Annotated in this window: 11 protein-coding genes and 1 pseudogene; 11 read left to right on the forward strand and 1 reads right to left on the reverse strand. The window is 72.9% G+C overall.

The features are described from left to right. Positions 1-11 precede the first annotated feature (11 nt). From ADK41_RS44115 to ADK41_RS27570, 7 genes are all read left to right on the forward strand, one after another. Positions 12-3266 carry a Cof-type HAD-IIB family hydrolase gene (locus ADK41_RS44115; RefSeq protein WP_158717700.1) on the forward strand — a complete coding sequence of 1085 codons (3255 nt, stop codon included), beginning with the start codon at positions 12-14 and terminating at the stop codon, positions 3264-3266. Further along, a complete protein-coding gene (gene malQ / locus ADK41_RS27545) occupies positions 3263-5356 on the forward strand; it encodes a 4-alpha-glucanotransferase (protein ID WP_037804836.1) in 2094 nt (697 codons plus the stop codon). The genes ADK41_RS44115 and malQ overlap by 4 nt, the downstream gene beginning before the upstream one ends. After that, positions 5337-6503 carry a sedoheptulose 7-phosphate cyclase gene (locus ADK41_RS27550; protein ID WP_030831798.1) on the forward strand — a complete coding sequence of 389 codons (1167 nt, stop codon included), beginning with the start codon at positions 5337-5339 and terminating at the stop codon, positions 6501-6503. The genes malQ and ADK41_RS27550 overlap by 20 nt, the downstream gene beginning before the upstream one ends. Beyond that, on the forward strand, positions 6500-6874 hold the full coding sequence (locus ADK41_RS27555) for a cupin domain-containing protein (protein ID WP_051843405.1): 375 nt from the start codon (positions 6500-6502) through the stop codon (positions 6872-6874). Before ADK41_RS27550 ends, ADK41_RS27555 begins: the two co-directional genes overlap by 4 nt. Beyond that, positions 6855-7943: an ROK family protein gene (locus tag ADK41_RS27560; RefSeq protein ID WP_234318949.1), complete on the forward strand. Its 1089-nt coding sequence runs from the start codon at positions 6855-6857 to the stop codon at positions 7941-7943. Before ADK41_RS27555 ends, ADK41_RS27560 begins: the two co-directional genes overlap by 20 nt. Further along, positions 7940-8863 carry an SDR family oxidoreductase gene (locus ADK41_RS27565; RefSeq protein WP_030831807.1) on the forward strand — a complete coding sequence of 308 codons (924 nt, stop codon included), beginning with the start codon at positions 7940-7942 and terminating at the stop codon, positions 8861-8863. Before ADK41_RS27560 ends, ADK41_RS27565 begins: the two co-directional genes overlap by 4 nt. A gap of 223 nt (positions 8864-9086) precedes the next feature. Beyond that, a complete protein-coding gene (locus ADK41_RS27570) occupies positions 9087-12053 on the forward strand; it encodes a carbohydrate binding domain-containing protein (protein WP_030831810.1) in 2967 nt (988 codons plus the stop codon). 410 nt (positions 12054-12463) lie between these two features. Here ADK41_RS27570 and ADK41_RS27575 read toward each other — a convergent pair whose 3' ends face one another. After that, positions 12464-13093: a TetR/AcrR family transcriptional regulator gene (locus ADK41_RS27575; protein WP_063756579.1), complete on the reverse strand. Its 630-nt coding sequence runs from the start codon at positions 13091-13093 to the stop codon at positions 12464-12466. A 155-nt stretch (positions 13094-13248) separates the two neighbouring features. On the opposite strand from ADK41_RS27575, the gene ADK41_RS27580 reads away from it, so the two are divergent. From ADK41_RS27580 to ADK41_RS27595, 4 genes and pseudogenes are all read left to right on the forward strand, one after another. Beyond that, the gene (locus tag ADK41_RS27580; RefSeq protein ID WP_030831816.1) at positions 13249-14751 is read left to right on the forward strand and encodes an aldehyde dehydrogenase family protein; all 1503 of its coding nucleotides are present in this window, start codon (positions 13249-13251) and stop codon (positions 14749-14751) included. A 227-nt stretch (positions 14752-14978) separates the two neighbouring features. After that, positions 14979-15428, forward strand: a pseudogene (locus ADK41_RS41205) (IS1380 family transposase); the annotation flags it as partial. 768 nt (positions 15429-16196) lie between these two features. Continuing rightward, positions 16197-17114 carry a ribokinase gene (locus ADK41_RS27590; RefSeq protein WP_030831821.1) on the forward strand — a complete coding sequence of 306 codons (918 nt, stop codon included), beginning with the start codon at positions 16197-16199 and terminating at the stop codon, positions 17112-17114. Then, positions 17111-18148 carry an ABC transporter permease gene (locus ADK41_RS27595; protein WP_030831823.1) on the forward strand — a complete coding sequence of 346 codons (1038 nt, stop codon included), beginning with the start codon at positions 17111-17113 and terminating at the stop codon, positions 18146-18148. Before ADK41_RS27590 ends, ADK41_RS27595 begins: the two co-directional genes overlap by 4 nt. Positions 18149-18235: the final 87 nt, after the last annotated feature.

Here is an 18235-nt window from a genome sequence, read left to right on the forward strand (position 1 = left end):
GAGCCCTGCGCGTGCACATCGTCACCTTCTCCTTCGAGTGCGGCGGCTTCGACAACCGGCTGATGCGCGGCGGGCTGTCCCCGCTCGTGTGGAACCTGTCCCGCGAGTACGCCGCACGCGGCCACCGCGTCTCGCTGGTCACGCCCGCGCACGGTCACCTTCAGGCCCTGCGGGAGCGGTTCGACGTCCGGGAGCTCGACTACCGCGACGAGCACACGGTGCCGCTGGTGCTCGACCCCAAGGTGTGGCCCGGCCGGCCCGCCGAGACCGCTCTCGCCCTCGACACCCGCGCCCACCTGTTACGCCTGGACGGCGTGGACGTCTATCTGCTGTCCGACGCCTTCCTGGACCTGCTGCCGGACCGGCTCTACCCGCCTCCGGCCCTCGAGGGCCGGGACCTGGCGTACCTCAAGCCGCTGGTCTTCCAGGTCGGCGGTCTGCGCTTCGTCCAGCGCCACCTGGCGGACGGCCCGGCGGTCGTACACGGCTTCGAGCCCTACTACCACTACCTGCTGCCCGCGGTCCTCGCCGACGACGACCGGTACCGGACGGTGAGCACGGTCGCCGCGAACGCCCCCGTCACGCAGAAGGTGTACCGGCCGCAGGTGGAACGGCTGCTGGAGCTCTTCGGGGTCCGCGGGCCGGACCTCGACGCCCTGGACGGGCCACCGCCCGCCGAGGACTCCCCCCTGGCCACCATGGCCCGGGCGCTGGCCGGCACCCGTATGCACGTCGAGTACGGGCCGGACCACGTGGGTGTGTTCCCGCTGATCGCCGACCGCGCGGATCTGGTCGACTTCGTGTCCCCCGGTCAGCGCGACCACTACGTCACCTGGCAGGACACGCCGTTCGAAGCCCTGTTCCAGTCGCTGCCCGTGGCGCGGCGGCTGCGGGAACGGCCGGACCGGCTGCTGGCCGGCGGCTGCGGCATCGCGGACAGCTGGCTGGCACGCGATCCGCAGGCCGTGGACCGGGCCGCGGTGCGCCGGTCGCTCGGCCTGACGGGCACCGGTCCGGTCTTCTACCACGCCGCCCGCTACGCGGTGCACCACAAGGGCCAGCTGGAGCTGATGCGGGCCGTGGAGGAGGTGCTGGCCAAAGATCCGGAGGTGGGTTTCGTGATCCGCTGCTCGACCGGGGGCGGCGGTGACGCGCCGGCGACGGTCGCGAACGCCGCGTTCCAGCGGCTCGCCGACCGCTTTCCGGGACAACTCCACCTGGAATGGCGGCTCGCCGACGAGGACACGTTGTTCGAGCAGGCGGCGAGCGCCGACTTCTGCGTGTATCCGTCCAAGTTCGAACTGGACGGCTTCCTCATCGCCCAGGCCGAGGCGATGGCCTGCGGGGCGGTGCCGATCGCCACCGCCCAGCGGGTGACCTCCCACTTCGGGCACGGGCGGCCCCTCGACGCCCCGGACGCGACGGGGTTCTCCGTGCCCGGTTCCTTCCGCGACGACGACCCGGGGCTGGCCCGGGCCCTCGCCGAGCGAATACGCGAGGCCGTGACGGTCTTCCGCACGGCACCCGACACCTACGCCCGGCTCTCGGGCAACGCCCGGCGCCTGGGCCGCTCGTTCACCTGGGCCCGCAGCGCGGACCTGCGCCTGGCCGCCTACGAGCGTCTGCTGCGCGGCGAGCGCGCACAGCCGCCGGCCGGCGAACTGGTCGAGCGGGGCTGGCTGGAGGCGCTGCCGCCCGCCGCCCACACCGAGCATCGTGAGCTGATCGCGCGGGCGGCGACGGAACGCGGTGACGCCACCGCCCTCGCCCGCGCTCTCGGGTGCGGCGTCGACGACCTCGAAGCGGACGACTGGGAGCGGTTGTTCACCTCGGCCCACCGCCGGGGGGACTTCGCCCGCTGTGCCGAACTGGTCCGGCGGGCGGGCCTGCCGGACCTGCGGGCCCGGCAGGCGGACCGCTTCCGGCTCACCGCCGCTCCGGACGGCACGTGGCGCGTGCGGTACGCGCACGCCGAGGCGGAACGGGTCGAGCTGGTGGTCGAGGCGGCCGCGACGACGGGCGCGGCCCCCGGCCGGGCCCCGACGGCCACCACCCCCACCGCACCCGCTGCCCCGGGCACGAGCACGGCCACCGTGTCCGCGGCTGCCGCGGACACGACTGCCACCGGCACGGCCCGCTCGGACGTGGCCGCCCTGGACACGGACTCCACGGACATCCCCTCCGCAGACGCAGACGCAGACGCCGCGGTCACAACTGCCGCGGACGGTGGAACGCGGGAAGCCGGCGCCCCGCGCCCCCCGCTGGAGTCGGTCACCGAGGCCCTCGCCTCCGACGAGCCGGCTCCCGCCTCCGGCGGTGCCGTGCTGCGGCCGCTCGCCGGCGGTGACGGCGTGTTCACGGGGACACTGGACGGACCGCCCGTCGCAGGACACGCCGTCGCCATGGTGACCCTGCGCTCCGGCCGGGTGGTCTGGGACACCGTGCCGACCCGCGCACCCGCGTTCCGGCTGGTGGCGACCGATCTCGACGGCACGCTGCTGCGCAGCGACCTGACCGTGTCGGCGCGCACCCGCCGGGCGCTGGAACGGGTCGCCGCGTCCGGCGCCCACCACCTGGTGGTCACCGGACGCCCCGCGGTGGCCTGCAGGCAGCTCCTGAACGCCCTCGGCTACCGGGGGCTGGCCGTCTGCGGCCAGGGCGCGCAGCTGTACGACGCCGGTGCGGACCGCCTGCTGTCCTCGGTGTCCCTGGACCGTGATCTCGCCCGCGGCGTCGTCGAGAGGGTCGAGGCCGAACTGGGCCGGGTCGAGCTCGGCGTCGTCACCTCGCCGCCGGAGAGCCGGTTCAAGGTGACCCCCGGCTTCGGGGAGCGGGTCCGCCACGGCTGGGACGTGACCACCGACCCGGGCCGGCTGTGGGCGGCGCCCATCGACAAGCTGATCCTGCACCACCCGCACGTCGACGAGGACCGGCTGGCCGCCGTCGCGCAACGGCTGACGGACGGTGAGGTGACCGTCGTGCACTCGGTCAAGGGCATGGTGGAGGTCCTGCCCGCGGGCACCGACAAGGGCACCGGTGTGGCGCGGGCCGCCGAACTGCTGGGCTTCACCGGCGCCGACACCGTCGCCTTCGGCGACATGCCCAACGACATCCCGCTGCTGGCCTGGGCCGCTCACGGCGTGGCGGTCGCCAACGCCCACCACGACCTGCGGGCCATGGCCGACGAGGTCGCCCCGGGCAACGACGAGGACGGGGTCGCCGCCGTCCTCGAACGCCTCTTCGCGCCGGAAGGGGGACGTCCGTGACCCGCCCCACCGCGCCCGGCGCGTCCCTGCGGGACCTGGCCCGCGCGCACGGCGTGAGCACCGAGTACGTCACCGACCGCGGTGACCGCGTCACCGTGGCCGCGGACACCCTGGTCGCGGTCCTGGCCGCGTGCGGCGTGGACGCGAGCACCCCGGACGCCGCCCGGCGGGCCCTGGCCGCCCGGCGCGCGGCGGACGCGGACAGGCTGCTTCCGCCCTGCGTGGTCGTCCGTGCCGGATCGGCCGCGGGGCTGCGGCTGCCGCCCGGCGCCGAGGCCCGCGTCGCCCTGGAGGGCGGTGGCGAGAGCGGTACCGAGGACCCGCTGCCGCCGGGCGCGCACGTCCTGCACGCCGTCGCGGGCCGGCGGCGGGCGTCCGCTCCGCTGCTGTCGGTGCCCGAGCGCATCCCCGTGCCCGAGCGGCGCGGCTGGGGCTTCCTGGTCCAGCTGTACTCGGTGCTCTCCCGCAGGTCCTGGGGCATGGGCGACCTGGCCGACCTCGCGGAGCTGGCCTCCTGGTCCGGCCGCGCGCTGGGCGCCGGCTTCGTCCAGCTGGGGCCGCTGCACGCGGTGGAACCGGGCCCGCTGCCCGACCCGTCGCCGTACCGGCCGAGTTCGCGGCGGTTCGCGGACCCGATGCACGTCCGGGTGGAGGAGGTGCCGGAGTACCGGTACCTGGACCGGGAGGCCCGCCGCGCGGTGGACTCCTGCGCCGCCCGGGCGCGGGCCCTCAACGAGCGCGTGCTGAGCGGCGGGACGCTGATCGACCGGGAGGCGGTGCGCGCGCTCAAGTTCGAGGCGCTGCGCCATGTGTACCGGGTGCCGGCCCCGCCCGGCCGCCGTGCGGCTCTGGAGGCGTTCACCGCCCGCGAGGGCGGGGACCTGACGGACTTCGCCACCTGGTCCGCGCTGGCCGAGGCGCACGGCGGCGCCTGGCGGTCCTGGCCCGAGGGGCTGCGCGACCCGCGGTCGCCGCGGGTGGCCGAGGCGCGCGGGGAACTGGCGGAAGCCGTCGCGTTCCACCGCTGGCTGGCGTGGATCACCGACGAGCAGCTCGCCGCCGCGCAGCGCGCGGCGAAGGACGCGGGCATGGACATCGGCCTGGTGCACGACCTGGCGGTGGGCGTCGCCCCCGAGGGGGCCGACGCCTGGACGCTGCAGCACTGCCTGGCCGGCGGGATGAGCGTCGGGGCGCCACCGGACGACTTCAACCCGCTCGGTCAGGACTGGGGCCAGCCGCCCTGGCGGCCGGACGCGCTGGCCGCCGAGGGGTACCGGCCGCTGGCCGGGCTGCTGCGCGCCGGCATGCGGCACGCGGGGGCCCTGCGGGTCGACCACGTCATGGGGCTGTTCCGGCTGTGGTGGGTGCCCGAGGGCCGGCCCCCGTCCGAGGGGACCTACGTCCGCTACGACGCGGAGGCCATGCTCGGCGTGCTGCTCCTGGAGGCCCACCGGGCCGGGGTGGCGGTGATCGGCGAGGACCTCGGCACGGTGGAGCGCGGTGTCCGCGAGGAGCTGGCCGCGCGCGGCGTGCTCGGCACGTCGGTGCAGCGCTTCGAGTACCTGGGCGGTTCCGAGGGACGGCACGGTCCGCTGCCGCCGCGGCAGTGGCGCAGGAACTGCCTGGCCACGCTGACCACACACGACCTGCCGACGACCGCCGCGTGGCTGAGCGGCGAACACGTCGACCTGCGGGCCCGGCTGGGACTGCTGACCCGCCCGGAACCGGAGGAGAAGGCGCAGGCGGCGGCCGAACGGGACGGCTGGCTGGCGGAACTGCGCCGGCAGGGCCTGCTGCCCGACGCCGACGGCGAGCTGGTCGCCCTGCACCGTTTCCTGACCCGCACCCCGTCCACCCTGCTCGGGGTCTGGCTGCCGGACGCCACCGGCGACCGCAGACCCCAGAACCTGCCCGGTACCGCCGACGTGCACCCCAACTGGAGGCTGCCGGTGGCGGACGGGCACGGCCGGCCGGTGCCCTTGGAGGACCTGCCCGGCCATCCCCACGTACAGGCCGTCGCCCGCGTGTTCGCCGACGGTGAACCGCACGGAACGAAGACCGAGGAGAGAGATGTCAGGCCAGGCCCTTGATCGGCTCGAGGGGGTCCGTGAGGACTCCGGAGGCTTCGACCTGCTGGCGCCGGACGGCACGCGTTACCGTGTGGACGTCACCGACGGAGTGTTCGACCCCCACAACCCGCTCCTCGCGGGCTATGTGGCGGGACGGCGTGTGGTGGCCTTCGTCGGCCCCACGGTGGACCGTCTCTACGGCGACCGGCTGCGCGCCTACCTCGGCGCCCGGCTGGAGCCGGGCAGCTGGAGCGTCCACACCATCGACAGCGGTGAACGGAACAAGACCCTCGCGTCGGCGGAGCGGGTGTGCGCCGTCGCCAAGGCGTCCGGCCTGGACCGGCACGGGGTGATGCTCGCCGTGGGCGGCGGGATCGTCGCGGACGTCGTGGGCTTCGCGGCCTCGATGTACGCCCGCGGCATCCGCTACGTCAAGGTCAACACCACCCTGGTCGGACAGGTGGACGTGGGCGTCGGGGTGAAGACCGGCGTCAACGCCCTGGACTCCAAGAACATGTTCGGCGCCTACCACCCCGCGCACGCCTCGCTCAACGATCCCGCCCTGCTGGCCACGCTGCCGGCCCGGGAGATCCGCTGCGGCCTCGCGGAGATCGTGAAGATGGCCGTGATCCTCGACTCCGACCTCTTCCGGGCGCTGGAGGAGCGCCCGGACGCCTTCCTGGGTTCCTCCGACGGCGCGCTGGAGACGTACGTGCTGCGCACCTCGATGCGGCTGATGATGGAGGAACTCTGCCCCAACCTCCGCGAGCACGACCTCGCCCGGCTCGTCGACTTCGGGCACACCTTCAGCCCGGTGATCGAGACGGCCGGCGGCCACCGCCTGGAACACGGCGAGGCGGTCGCCGTCGACATGGCCCTGTCGGCGCATGTGGCCCGGCTGCTGGGGCTCCTCGACGCGGAGAGCTGCGCGCGCGTGGTGACGCTGCTGCGCCGCATCGGCCTCCCCGTGTTCGATCCGGCCACCTGCACGCCGGAGCTGATGACGCGGGCCCTGCACGCCTCCTGGCAGCGACGGGGACGCAAACTGCACCTCGTCGTGCCGACCGGCATCGGCAAGGCGGACTTCGTGGAGCGGCTGGAGGACCTGCCCGCCGACGTGCTGCGGGCCGCCCTGGACGCGCTGGCGCGCGACGGGGGCACGGAGTGACCGCCCGCGACGTGGTGAACCTCGACACGCTCCTGCGCGGCAAGGAGCACGACCACGGCGGGCTGGGCACGATCCTCGCGCACCGCCTGTTCGCCCGCGCCGAAGGCGGCGTGGGAGCGGAGTTCGTCGACATCGCCGTGCTGCCGCCCGGCACGTCCATAGGGCGCCACCGGCACGCCCGGGACCGTGAGACGTACGTCGTGCTCAGCGGCAGCGGGCTGATGTACCGGGACGGAACCGAGTTCCGCGTCGGCGCCGGGGACGTCGTCGTCAACCGCCCGTACGGCGAGCACGGCCTCGTCAACGACTCGGCCGCCGATCTGTGGCTTCTGGTCTTCGAGGAGGAGCTCCGTGACCATCCCGCGGTCTGACCGTCTCACCGCCGGTCCGGCGCACCGCGCGGACTCCTGGCGGCCCCACGACGTCTTCACCGTGCTCGACGTGGGGGGCACGACGCTGCGGACCGGGAGCTACGACCCGGTGACGGCGGCCGTCTCCCGCGTGCGCCGGGTGCCGGTCGAGGGCATGGCCCGTCATCCGGGGGACCCGGTGGCCGGTCTGCAGCGCCGCGTCGTGGACCAGATCGTCGACGAGGTCGGCCGGCACACCGCGGGGACGGCGCCGCGCGCCGTCGGCGTGGCCTTCGCCGGGCCGATCTCCGCCGGCGGCCTGGTGCTGGCCGCTCCCACGGTGTGGGGGCGGCGCGGTGACCCGCTGCCGCTGGGGCAGCTCCTGACGGAGCGGACCGGCGTGCCGGTCGTGGTGGTCAACGACCTGACCGCCGCCGCCTGGCGCTACGCGGCGACCGAGACCGAGCCGTTCTGTCTGATCACCGTCAGTTCCGGCATCGGCAACAAGGTCTTCCGGGGCGGGGAGGTGCTGCTGGACGCGGACGGGCACGGGGGTGAACTCGGGCACTGGGTGTGCGATCCGTCCCCGGGGGCGCCGCTGTGCGACTGCGGTGCGCGCGGTCATCTCGGTGCCGTCGCCTCCGGGCGGGGGGTGCTCGCCGCGGTCCGCCGTGCGGCGGACGCCGACCCGGCCGGTTTCGCCCGGTCCCGGCTGGCCGCGCGCTGCGGCGGCCGCGTGCCCGGCATCGACAACCCGGCCGTCGCGGCCGCGGTGCGGGAGGGCGACGTGTTCACCACGCGGGTGCTGCGCGGCACCCTCACACATCTCGCGCAGGCGATCGGGGCCGTCTTCACCTCCGTCGGGGTGTGCCGGTACATCGTGATGGGCGGCTTCGCCCTGGCGGTCGGCGAACGCTACCGGGAGCTGCTGGTGGGCGAGTTGGTGAGACTGGGGTGCTTCGGCCTGGACGCGGACGCGGTCGACGCCATGGTGTCGCTCGGCGAACCGGACGACGACCACGGCCTGATCGGCGCCGGCAGACTGCTGGCCGACCGGATGTCCCGGCCGTCCCCGGCGGGCGCCCGATGAGCGCCGGGGGCACCCTCGTCGTCGGCAGCGGTTTCGTCGGCACGGGCATCGCGCGCCGGCTGGCGGCGGCCGGTGAGCCGGTCACCGTCACCTCGCGCCACCGCCCAAAGCGCCTTCCGGCCCTCCCGGGGATCCGGTGGCACGCCCTGGACGCCACCGATTCCGCGGCGTGCGGCCGGCTCGTGGCCCGGCTGAGCCCGCGGCGCATCGTCCTCGTGCACGGCCCGTCCGACGTCACGTGGTGCGAGGAGCACCCGGACCCGGCCGTCGCGGCGCACACCGCCGCGGCGGCCCACTTCGCCGCGTCGGCCGGGGACGCGAGGCTGCTGATGATCTCCACCGACAACGTCTTCGACGGGTCCCGGCCCGACAACCCCGAGGACGCCCCGGTCTCCCCGGCCAACGCCTACGGCCGCGCGAAGCTGCGGGCGGAACGGACCGTGCTCGACGCGGCGGCGGACGCGGTGGTGCTGCGGGTCAGCCTGGTCTACGGGCACGAGCCCGCGGACGCCGGCAAATGGCTCAACTTCTTCGCCGCGTGCGCGCACCGGCTGCGGCGCGGCGAGCAGGTCAGGGTGCCGCGGGACCAGTGGACGACCCCGGTGCTGGTGGACGACGTCGCGGAGGTGACGGCGGCCCTGCTGGGCGCCGACGCGCCCCTCCCGCCGGTCCTCCATCTGGGCGGGCCGGACCGCGTGAGCCGTGCCGCCTGGGCCTCGGTCGTCGCCGAGGCGCTGGGGGCGCCCGCGCACCTGGTCGTGCCGGTGCCGCGGGCGGCCACGCGGTACGCCTCCCGGCCGGAGAACGCGTGCCTGACCGGCTCCCTTCTCGCCCGGCTGCCGGCCACCGGGGCGATCACCGTCCGGGGCGTGCGGGAGGGCGCCCGGTACCTGGCCCCGGCGTTCACGGCGGCACGCTGAGCCCCGGTGGCCTTCCCCGCTCGTGGTCGGGGGCGGGGCGGTGCGCGCACCCTTTACGGGTCTGTCATGTACGAGTAACCTCCGGATGACTGCAAGGTGTTGCTGCAAGTTTCCGAGATGCGGCGCATCACAGGCGCGGGCGCAGGAGACCTCGAGGCGCGTCAAGGTCTCCGGGGCGTCCGCACGGCAGCCGGCCCTCCCCCACCGCATCCTGGAGACGCGCATGAGACGCCGCCGCTCCCTCGCCCGCCCCTGGGCGGCCGGAGCTCTCGCCGCAGGCATCCTCGTCCTGCCCCTGACCACTCCCACCGCACCCGAGGCCGCCGCCACGCCGGCCTCCGCGACCGCCGCCTCGGCCACCGTCTTCTTCCACACGAAGACGAAGAACTGGACGGACCACTACCTCCACTACGCCCCCGACGGCGGAAGCTGGACGACCGCCCCCGGCACGCGCATGACGGCCGCCTGCACGGACTGGGTGAAGCTCACCGTCGACCTGGGATCCGCCGCCGGGCTGAAGGCCACCTTCAACGACGGCAAGGGCGTCTGGGACAACAACGGCGGGCAGAACTACGCCCTGGGCACCGGGAACATCACGGTCAAGGACGGCGTGGTGGCGCACAGCGACCCGTGCGCCGGCTCCGAGGGCCCCGGCACCGAGGCGACCGTCTACTACTCGACCCAGACGCTCGGCTGGACCACCGCCAACCTGCACTACCAGCCCGCCGGAGGCTCCTGGACCACCGCGCCCGGCGTGGGCATGGAGGCCGCCTGCGCCGGCTGGTGGAAGCGGACGGTCGGCCTGGGCTCCGCGACCTCGCTGAAGGCGGCCTTCAACAACGGCAACGGGATCTGGGACAACAACAACGGCTCGGACTACACCCTGAAGTCCGGGACGAGCACGGTGAAGAACAACACCGTCACCGCGAACGCGAAGGACCCGTGCGCCGCCGAGGAGCCCGACACCGAGGCGCCCACCGTCCCGACCGGCGTCCGGGCGAGCGCGACCGACACCTCCGTGGTCCTGTCCTGGAACCCCGCCACCGACGACACCGGCGTGACCAAGTACCAGGTCACCCGCACCGGCGGAACCAAGGGCAGCACGGTCACCGACGTGACCTCCACCGTGCACTCGGACACCGGCCTGGAGGAGGACACCACCTACACCTACACGGTCAAGGCCCTGGACGCGACCGGCAACGCCTCAGCCGCCTCCACCCCGGCCTCGGCCACCACCGGGAAGAAGCCGCCCACACCCCCCACGGGCGCTCCGCTGGGCACGGACCCGCGCAAGGACCCGATCTATTTCGTCATGACCGCCCGCTTCAACGACGGCGACAGCTCCAACAACCGCGGCGGCAACCAGCACGCCAAGTCCGGCAACGCGGCGAACGACGACCCCATGTTCCGCGGTGACTTCAAGGGCCTGGTCGAGCGGCTCGACTACATCAAGGCCCTCGGCTTCTCCGCGGTCTGGATCACCCCGGTCGTCCTCAACCGCTCCGACTACGACTACCACGGCTACCACGGCTACGACTTCTACAAGGTCGACGCCCGCCTGGAGTCGGCCGGCGCGACCTACCAGGACCTGATCAACGCGGCCCACGCCAAGGGCATGAAGATCTACCAGGACGTCGTCTACAACCACAGCTCCCGCTGGGGCGCCAAGGGCCTGTTCACGCCGACCGTGTACGGCGTGCGGGACAACCAGTGGAGCTGGTTCTACGACGAGAAGAACGCGGGCTTCGAGTACGACGGGCTCACCGTCGAGACCAAGTCCGGCAAGTCGTACTACAACGGCGACCTCTGGTCGACCGCCGAGCCGACCGGCAACACCTGTCTGAACTGGGGCAAAACCACCGGAGCCAAGAGCCCGGAGGGTTACACGATCTACAACTGCCAGTGGCCGAACCCCACATCGGGCATGTTCCCCAAGGCCTACTACCACAACTGCTGGATCGGCAACTGGGAGGGCGAGGACTCCCGCTCCTGCTGGCTGCACGACGACCTCGCCGACTTCGACACCGAGTCGGCACCCGTGCAGAACTACCTCATCGGCGCCTACGACAAGTACATCGACATGGGCGTCGACGGCTTCCGCGTCGACACGGCCGTCCACATCCCCCGCGTCACCTGGAACCGCCACTTCCTGCCGGCTATCCAGGAGCGCGTCACCCGGAAGTTCGGAGCCGCGGCCGCGAAGAACTTCTTCGTCTTCGGCGAGGTCGCCGCCTTCGTCAACGACAAGTGGAACCGGGGCTCGGTCAACCACTCCGCGCAGTTCTACACCTGGAAGGAACGCAAGGAGTACAGCGCCGACGACACGAAGGCGGCCCTCGAACAGTACGACTACGAGAACGGCCAGGGCACGGGCAACCAGCCGACCTCGAACAACGCCTTCCTGAACGGCAACAGTTACCACGCGCCCGACCACAGCAAGTTCTCCGGCATGAACATCATCGACATGCGCATGCACATGAACTTCGGTGACGCGTACAACGCCTTCGGCAACGGCAAGGACTCCGACGACAGCGTCAACGACGCCACCTACAACGTCGTCTACGTCGACAGCCACGACTACGGCCCCAACAAGAGCAACGAACGCTACACCGGCGGCACCGACGCCTGGGCCGAGAACATGTCCCTGATGTGGACCTTCCGCGGCATCCCCACGCTCTACTACGGCTCGGAGATCGAGTTCCAGAAGGGCAGGAAGATCGACTGCGGCCCCACCTGCCCCCTCGCCACGACGGGACGCGCCTACTACGGCGACCATCTGGCCGGCTCCGTCACGGCCTCCGGCTTCGGCACGGTGGCGTCCGCGAGCGGCAAGGTCGCCACCACCCTGGACCAGCCGCTGGTCAAGCACCTGCAGCGGCTGAACCAGATCCGCCGGGCCGTGCCGGCCCTCCAGACGGGCCAGTACTCCACGGAGGGCATCTCGGGCGGCATGGCCTTCAAACGCCGGTACACCGACGGCGGCACCGACAGCTTCGCGCTGGTCGCCGTGACCGACGGCGCCACCTACACCGGCATCCCCAACGGCACCTACCGGGACGCGGTCACCGGCGACACCCGCACCGTCTCCGACGGCAGGCTCACCGTCGGGGCGCCCGGAAAGGGCAATCTCCGCGTCTACGTCCTCAACGGCCCCGGGAAGATCGGGACGGACGGCCCCTATCTGAAGTAGCGCACGTCGTCGCAGAGGTGCCCACCGTGATCCGGCGGCGGGCACCTCGCCCGTATCGTCCCGAGTGACATCTCATGCCCCTGCCTCCGGGGGCCACCCGGGAGGACCGAAGAGACACCCCGCTCTGTCACGCCATCGCCGTGCCGCGCGTACGTCGCGCCAGGCGGGTCCGTACGGTGAGTGGCTCTGTCGCACCTTCGGCGGTGGCGGTACGTCATGACGGCGACGGACAGGTCATCGGTCGCGAACCCGCAGGCCGGTGCCTCGCACCAGGCCTTCCCGGGGATCCGGCCGATCACTCGGCGCCCGGGCTTCCGACGGCGGCGCTCGGCCGGCCTTGCCCGGAACGGCGCAGCGGATCCCGCGGCGGCGCAGGCAGGCGCGGGGTCTTGCGGGGAGACGGACGCCGGTCACTCGCTCCTTCTTGTGGCCGTGGGGATGTCCGTGCCTTCGCCGGCAGGCGGCGATCCGCCCGTGGTGTGCGGATTCGGACGCAGACCGTCGAGCAGGATGCGGGTCAGGGCGCCGGGGAAGTCCGGGCCGTTGTCGATGCCGGCGAGCGCGACGAGGCCGTCGAGGATCTGCCCGAGAGAGATGTCGTCGCGTACTTCTCCGCTGCGTTGCGCGGCGCGGAAAAGGGATTCGCCGGCCGCGATCGTGCGGGAGCGGCCGGCGCGGAGGATGGGGGTGCCCTGGGCGGATTCGGAGAGGAGGACGGAGGCGAGAGGTCCTTTGCGGGCGCCGATGGCGTGGAAGCGCATGAGCCAGGCGAAGAAGGCCTCGCCAGGCGTGTCACCACTGACGGATGCGGCGGCTTGGCACATGTCGTCGACGGTGTGACGGAAGAGTTCCTCGACCAGTTCGAGTCTGCCGGGGAAGTTGCGGTAGAGCGTGGCCATGCCGACGCCGGCACGTCGGGCGATCTCGGCCATCGACGGTGCGGCACCGGGTTCGGCGAAGGCCTCACGGGCGACCGCGATGATCTTCGACCGGTTGCGCTCGGCGTCGGCACGTCGGGCGGGGGCGGGCTCAGCGCTCACGGCGGATGCTTCCTTCCTTTGGCGTCCAGAACCCCAGCGTACCGGATAGCCTTCTCACTTCCCCTTGTAAACGGACAGCCTGTCCGTTACGTTAAGTGGACAGGGAATCCGTTTAGGACGGATCCGCTGATCAGGGCACCAGGAGAGGAACAACCATGACCGCACCCGTGAGCGTCCCGCCCGTCGCCGACACCGCCCGCCGTGACATCCCCGCGTTCGTACGGGCCGGGGAGCGGATGATGTGGATCGGAGGCCGACAGGTCGCCGCGGTTTCCGGACGAACGCTGCCGAACACCGACCCGGCCACCGAGGAGGCGCTGGCCGGTGTGCCCCGCGGCGAGGCGGCCGACGTCGACGCCGCGGTGAACGCCGCGCGCGCGGCGTTCACCGACCCCGCCTGGGCGGACATGAGCCCCGACCGGCGCGGCCGGATCCTGAACCGGATCGCCGACGTCATCGAGGAGCACGCCGACGAACTTGCCACCATCGACTCGGTCAACATGGGCGCACCCCGCATGCTGACCGCACACATGCTGGCCGAGGCGAGTGAGGTCTTCCGCTACTACGCGGGCTGGCCCACCAAGCTGTCCGGCGTGAGCGTTCCCGCGGGCAAGGACCGCATGGCCTACACCCGCAAGGAGCCCCTCGGTGTCGTCGGCGTCATCTGGGGCTGGAACGGCCCGATGGGCCAACTGCCCGGCAAGCTCGCCCCGGCCCTGGCCGCCGGTAACACCGTCGTGCTCAAGCCGGCCGAGACCGCCTCGCTGAGCACACTGCGCCTGGCCGAGCTGCTGGCCGGCACCGACCTGCCGGCCGGTGTCGTGAACGTCGTCACCGGCCTGGGCGCCGAGGCGGGCCAGGCGCTGGTCGCGCACCCCGGTGTCGCGAAGATCGCCTTCACCGGGTCGACCGCGACCGGCAAGCTGGTCCAGCGCCAGGCCGCCGACACGCTCAAGCGCACAACGCTCGAACTGGGCGGCAAGTCGCCGTCGGTCGTCTTCGCCGACGCCGACCTCGACGTCGCGGTCCGCGGCGTGGCGGCCGGCTTCCTGGGTAACGCGGGACAGGTCTGCGTCGCCGGATCACGGGTGTTCGTCGAGGAGAGCATCCGCGAGGAGTTCGTCGAGAAGTTGCTGAAGACGATGGAGGCATTCACCCCGGGCGACCCGCTGGCCCAGGGCACGCTGGTGGGACCGCTCTCCACCAAGGCGCAGTTCGACCGCGTCAGCTCCTGCCTCGACATCGCCCGCGAGGAGGGCGCGAACGTGGTGACCGGCGGCGGGCGCTTCGGTGACCACGGATACTTCTTCGCCCCCACCCTCCTCGACGACGTCCGCCCCGACATGCGCGTCGTCCGCGAGGAGATCTTCGGCCCCGTCGGCGTGATCACCACCTTCACCGACATCGACGACGCCATCGCCCAGGCCAACGACACCGACTACGGACTGGCCGCCTCCGTGTGGACCACCGACCTCGCCACGGCACACCGCATGGCCGCGGCCATCGAGGCCGGCACCGTCTGGGTCAACACCTGGGCCGAGATGAGCACCGGCAACCTCCCCTTCGGCGGTTACAAGCAGTCCGGCCTGGGCCGCGAAGGCGGTCTGGAAGGACTCGACACCTACACCCAGGTCAAGACCGTCCGCATCGCGCTGTGACCACGTCACCCCACGTCACCCCACGCCTGAGCGGCCTGGCCGTCCTCGAGCGCGACACCGGCATGCGCGGCCGTTTCGGACGGTCCCGCGTGGGCTTGTCCGGGTCCTGATCGACCCAACGGGGAACGCCTCCGAACCGGGACGACAGGGCTTGTCCAGGGTCCAGTCGCCGCAGAGGAAGAAGCACTCCCCGGGCGAGGAAGCGTAGTGGGTTCTCTCCGCGCGTCCGTGTCCGCGTCCGGGGCGGTGGGGCTGATGCCGTCTCGCAGGCCGGCGCGGTGCCGATGGTGAAGACCGTCCGCCGGACCGGCCTGGACGCCACGTCGTCGACGGCGCTGGAGCCGTGGCGCAGGCCGCGGGCGGTGCACGATCCCGGCAAGGCCGTGCTCGACCTCGCCCTGGCCGTCGCACTGGCCGGGAAGTGCCTGTTCGGCCCGGCCGCCTCCGACCCGACGGTGTCCCGGCCGGTCGACGCCCTCGCCGCGGCCGGTCCCCGCGCCCTCACGGCGATCCGGCAGGCACGCTCCGAAGTCCGGCAGCGGGTCTGGAAGTCGGCCGGTGGCGTGGCGCCGAATGCGGCCGGCGAGGTGGTCGTGGACATCGTCGGCGTGCTGGTCCAGGCCCCCCTGTCCAAGGCGCATGACAGAGCCTCGGACGACGACGGCACAACCGGTCATCCGCGGCCGGGCAAGGGGGAGAAGCTCCTCTCGTACGCGGTGCGCCACCAGAGGGGCCGGAGGGCCGGCTCGCGGTCGTCCTCCAGGGTCAGGGGGCGCCGAGCTCGGCGGGGAGCCACCGGCCCGCTGTGAGCGTGAGGTCGGGCGGCCCCGGAGCACGGCGGCGTCCCCGGCCTCGACCATGTCGCGGTCGGCACCGAGCAGTGGGAAGCCGACCTGCGGAAATCCCCGAGGTGGCTTCGCCGGCCGCTCAGGACGCCCGCTTCCGCCGGAGGCCGCACGGAGACGGTCTCCGCGGTGACGCCGGCCGTTGAATCGGCCGGACCGTCCGGACCCGGAGGGATCCGAAGGCCGGGGCGCGGCCGGCGCGCCGCCTCGAAGGCCCGGGGAAGCATCGGGCCGTCCGTCAGCGCGGTGGCCGGGCCGCCCCGGGATGGTCGCCCACCCGGGCAGTACACGACAGGGCCGCGCCCGACCGCCGCGCACCCGCGCACGGCGTCCGCCCGCCGGTCGGCCTTCGCCGGGGCGCCGCTGCGACACGCCGCCGGACCGACCGCCGAGACGGTGGCCACGACATGGCCGTGCCACGCCCGCCGGGGCCCACTGGGCCGCACCCGGCGCCGGCCCGGCAACGCGGTCCCGACGACCGGCCGGAAACCCCGCCGCCGGTGTCCGGAAATCTCCTTTCCACCTGACCGTTGACTATGGACATCCCTGTACATACGATCTCGCTTGTTCATGGTTGTCCATACACAAAGTGGTGTGCCGATGAAGATCGCGGTTGTTGGAAGCTATGGAGCCGGTCTCACCATGCGGGTGCCGAAGGCCCCTGCCGCGGGTGAGACGGTCTCGGGTGGTCTGTTCGACTCGGGTGCGGGCGGGAAGGGCAGCAATCAGGCCATCGGCGCCGCCCGGTTGGGTGCCGAGGTCTCGCTGCTCACCGCCGTGGGTGACGACGAGTTCGGCCGCTCCGCTCGGGAGCTGTGGCAACGCGAGGGTGTCGGCGCCGAGCACGTGGTGACCACCCGGGCCCCCACCATGGTCGGCTTCATCCTGGTCGAGCCGTCCGGCGAGAACCGCATCGCCATCGCCCCGGGCGCCCTGGACGAACTGGACACCGCAGCCGTCGAGTCCTTCCGTGGCGAGATCGCCTCCGCCGACATCCTGGTCGTCTCCATGGAGATCCCCGAGGAGGCCGTGGTCGCCGCACTCCGCGCCGGCCGCGAGACCGGCACCCTCACCCTCCTCAACCCCGCTCCCGCCCGGCCGCTCCCCGAGGAGTGCTGGCCGCTCATCGACGTCCTCACGCCCAACCAGACCGAGGCGCCCGCACTCCTCGGCCTCGGTGAGGGGCACGGGCTGGGCGACGAGGAACTGGCTGACGCGCTGCGCGAGCGCACCGAGGGCGTCGTCGTCCTCACCCGCGGCGGCGAGGGCGCGCTGGTCGCCCAGCCCTCGGGCATCGGCACGGTGCCCCCGCACCCGGCCCCGGACGTCGTCGACACCACGGGCGCCGGCGACTCCTTCACCGCTGCCCTCGCCGTCGCCCTGGCCGAGGGACAGCCCGTCGAACGGGCCGTGGAGTTCGCCGCGGTCGCGGGCTCCCACACCGTGACGATCGCGGGCGTCGTCCCCGCCCTCCCCACCAGAGCCCAGCTGAACGCCCTGATTGGAAAAGCCTCGTGACCTCGACCCTCTCCACGCCCCCGGCCGCCGCCCCGCCGTCGTCCGACGAGAACTCCCGGCGGGTCCCCCTCGCGCTGCGCCGCCTGCTGCACGCCCGGGAGTCCGGCGTCTTCGCCGCGCTCGTCGCGCTCTTCCTGCTGGGCACCGTGCTCTCGCCGACCTTCGCCCAGTCCGACAACCTGCTCTCGGTGGGCCAGCAGATCGCGCAGATCGGCATCATGGCCGTCGGGGTGACCTTCGTCATCCTCAACGGCGAGATCGACCTCTCGGTCGGCTCCATCTACGCGCTGTCCGCGATCTCCACCGGAATGCTCATATCGGACGGCTGGAGCTGGCCCCCGGCCATGCTCGTGGGGCTGGCCGTCGGCGTCGTCGCCGGGCTCCTCAACGGGCTGGCCGTGGTCATGCTGGGCGTGCCGTCCTTCATCGTCACCCTGGGCTCGCTCAGCGTCTTCCGCGGCGTGGCCCTGCTCGTCTCCGACGGCGCCCCGATCTCCCTCAGCTCCTCCCAGCCCGGCGTCGCGGAGTTCAACCTCCTCGGCCAGGGACGGCTGTTCGGCCTGGTGCCCATGCAGTTCGTCCTCTTCGCCGTCGTGGCCGCCATCGGCGTGATCCTGCTGGCCCGTTCCCGCTTCGGCTTCAACACCTATGCGGTCGGGGGCAACCAGGAGGCGGCCAGGCTGGTCGGCGTCAACGTCAAGCGGGTCAAGCTCACCGCCTTCGTCCTGTCCGGCTTCACCGCGGGTCTGGCCGGCGTACTCGGCCTGTCCTTCCTCTCCTACGTGCAGGGCGTGACCGGCCAGGGCCTGGAACTCACCGTCATCTCGGCCGTCATCATCGGCGGCGCCGCCCTCTTCGGCGGCTCGGGCACGATGTGGGGCACCGTCATCGGCGTCGCCTTCATCGGCCTGCTCCAGAACATCCTCAACATCAAGGGCATCTCGTCCTTCTGGCAGACCGTCGTCACCGGTCTGGTCATCGTCGCCGCCGTCGCGGCCGACACCTGGCAGCGCAAGCGCAAGTCCCGCGCCTGACCGCCGCTCCCCGCAGCCTCCGGCCCGCGCGCGTTCCCCACACCACTCCCCTCGCCCCACTCCTCCCAGGCAGCGCTTCCGCCGCCG

It is taken from the genome of Streptomyces caelestis, from assembly GCF_001279005.1.
GTDB classification, from domain to species: Bacteria; Actinomycetota; Actinomycetes; order Streptomycetales; family Streptomycetaceae; genus Streptomyces; species Streptomyces heliomycini.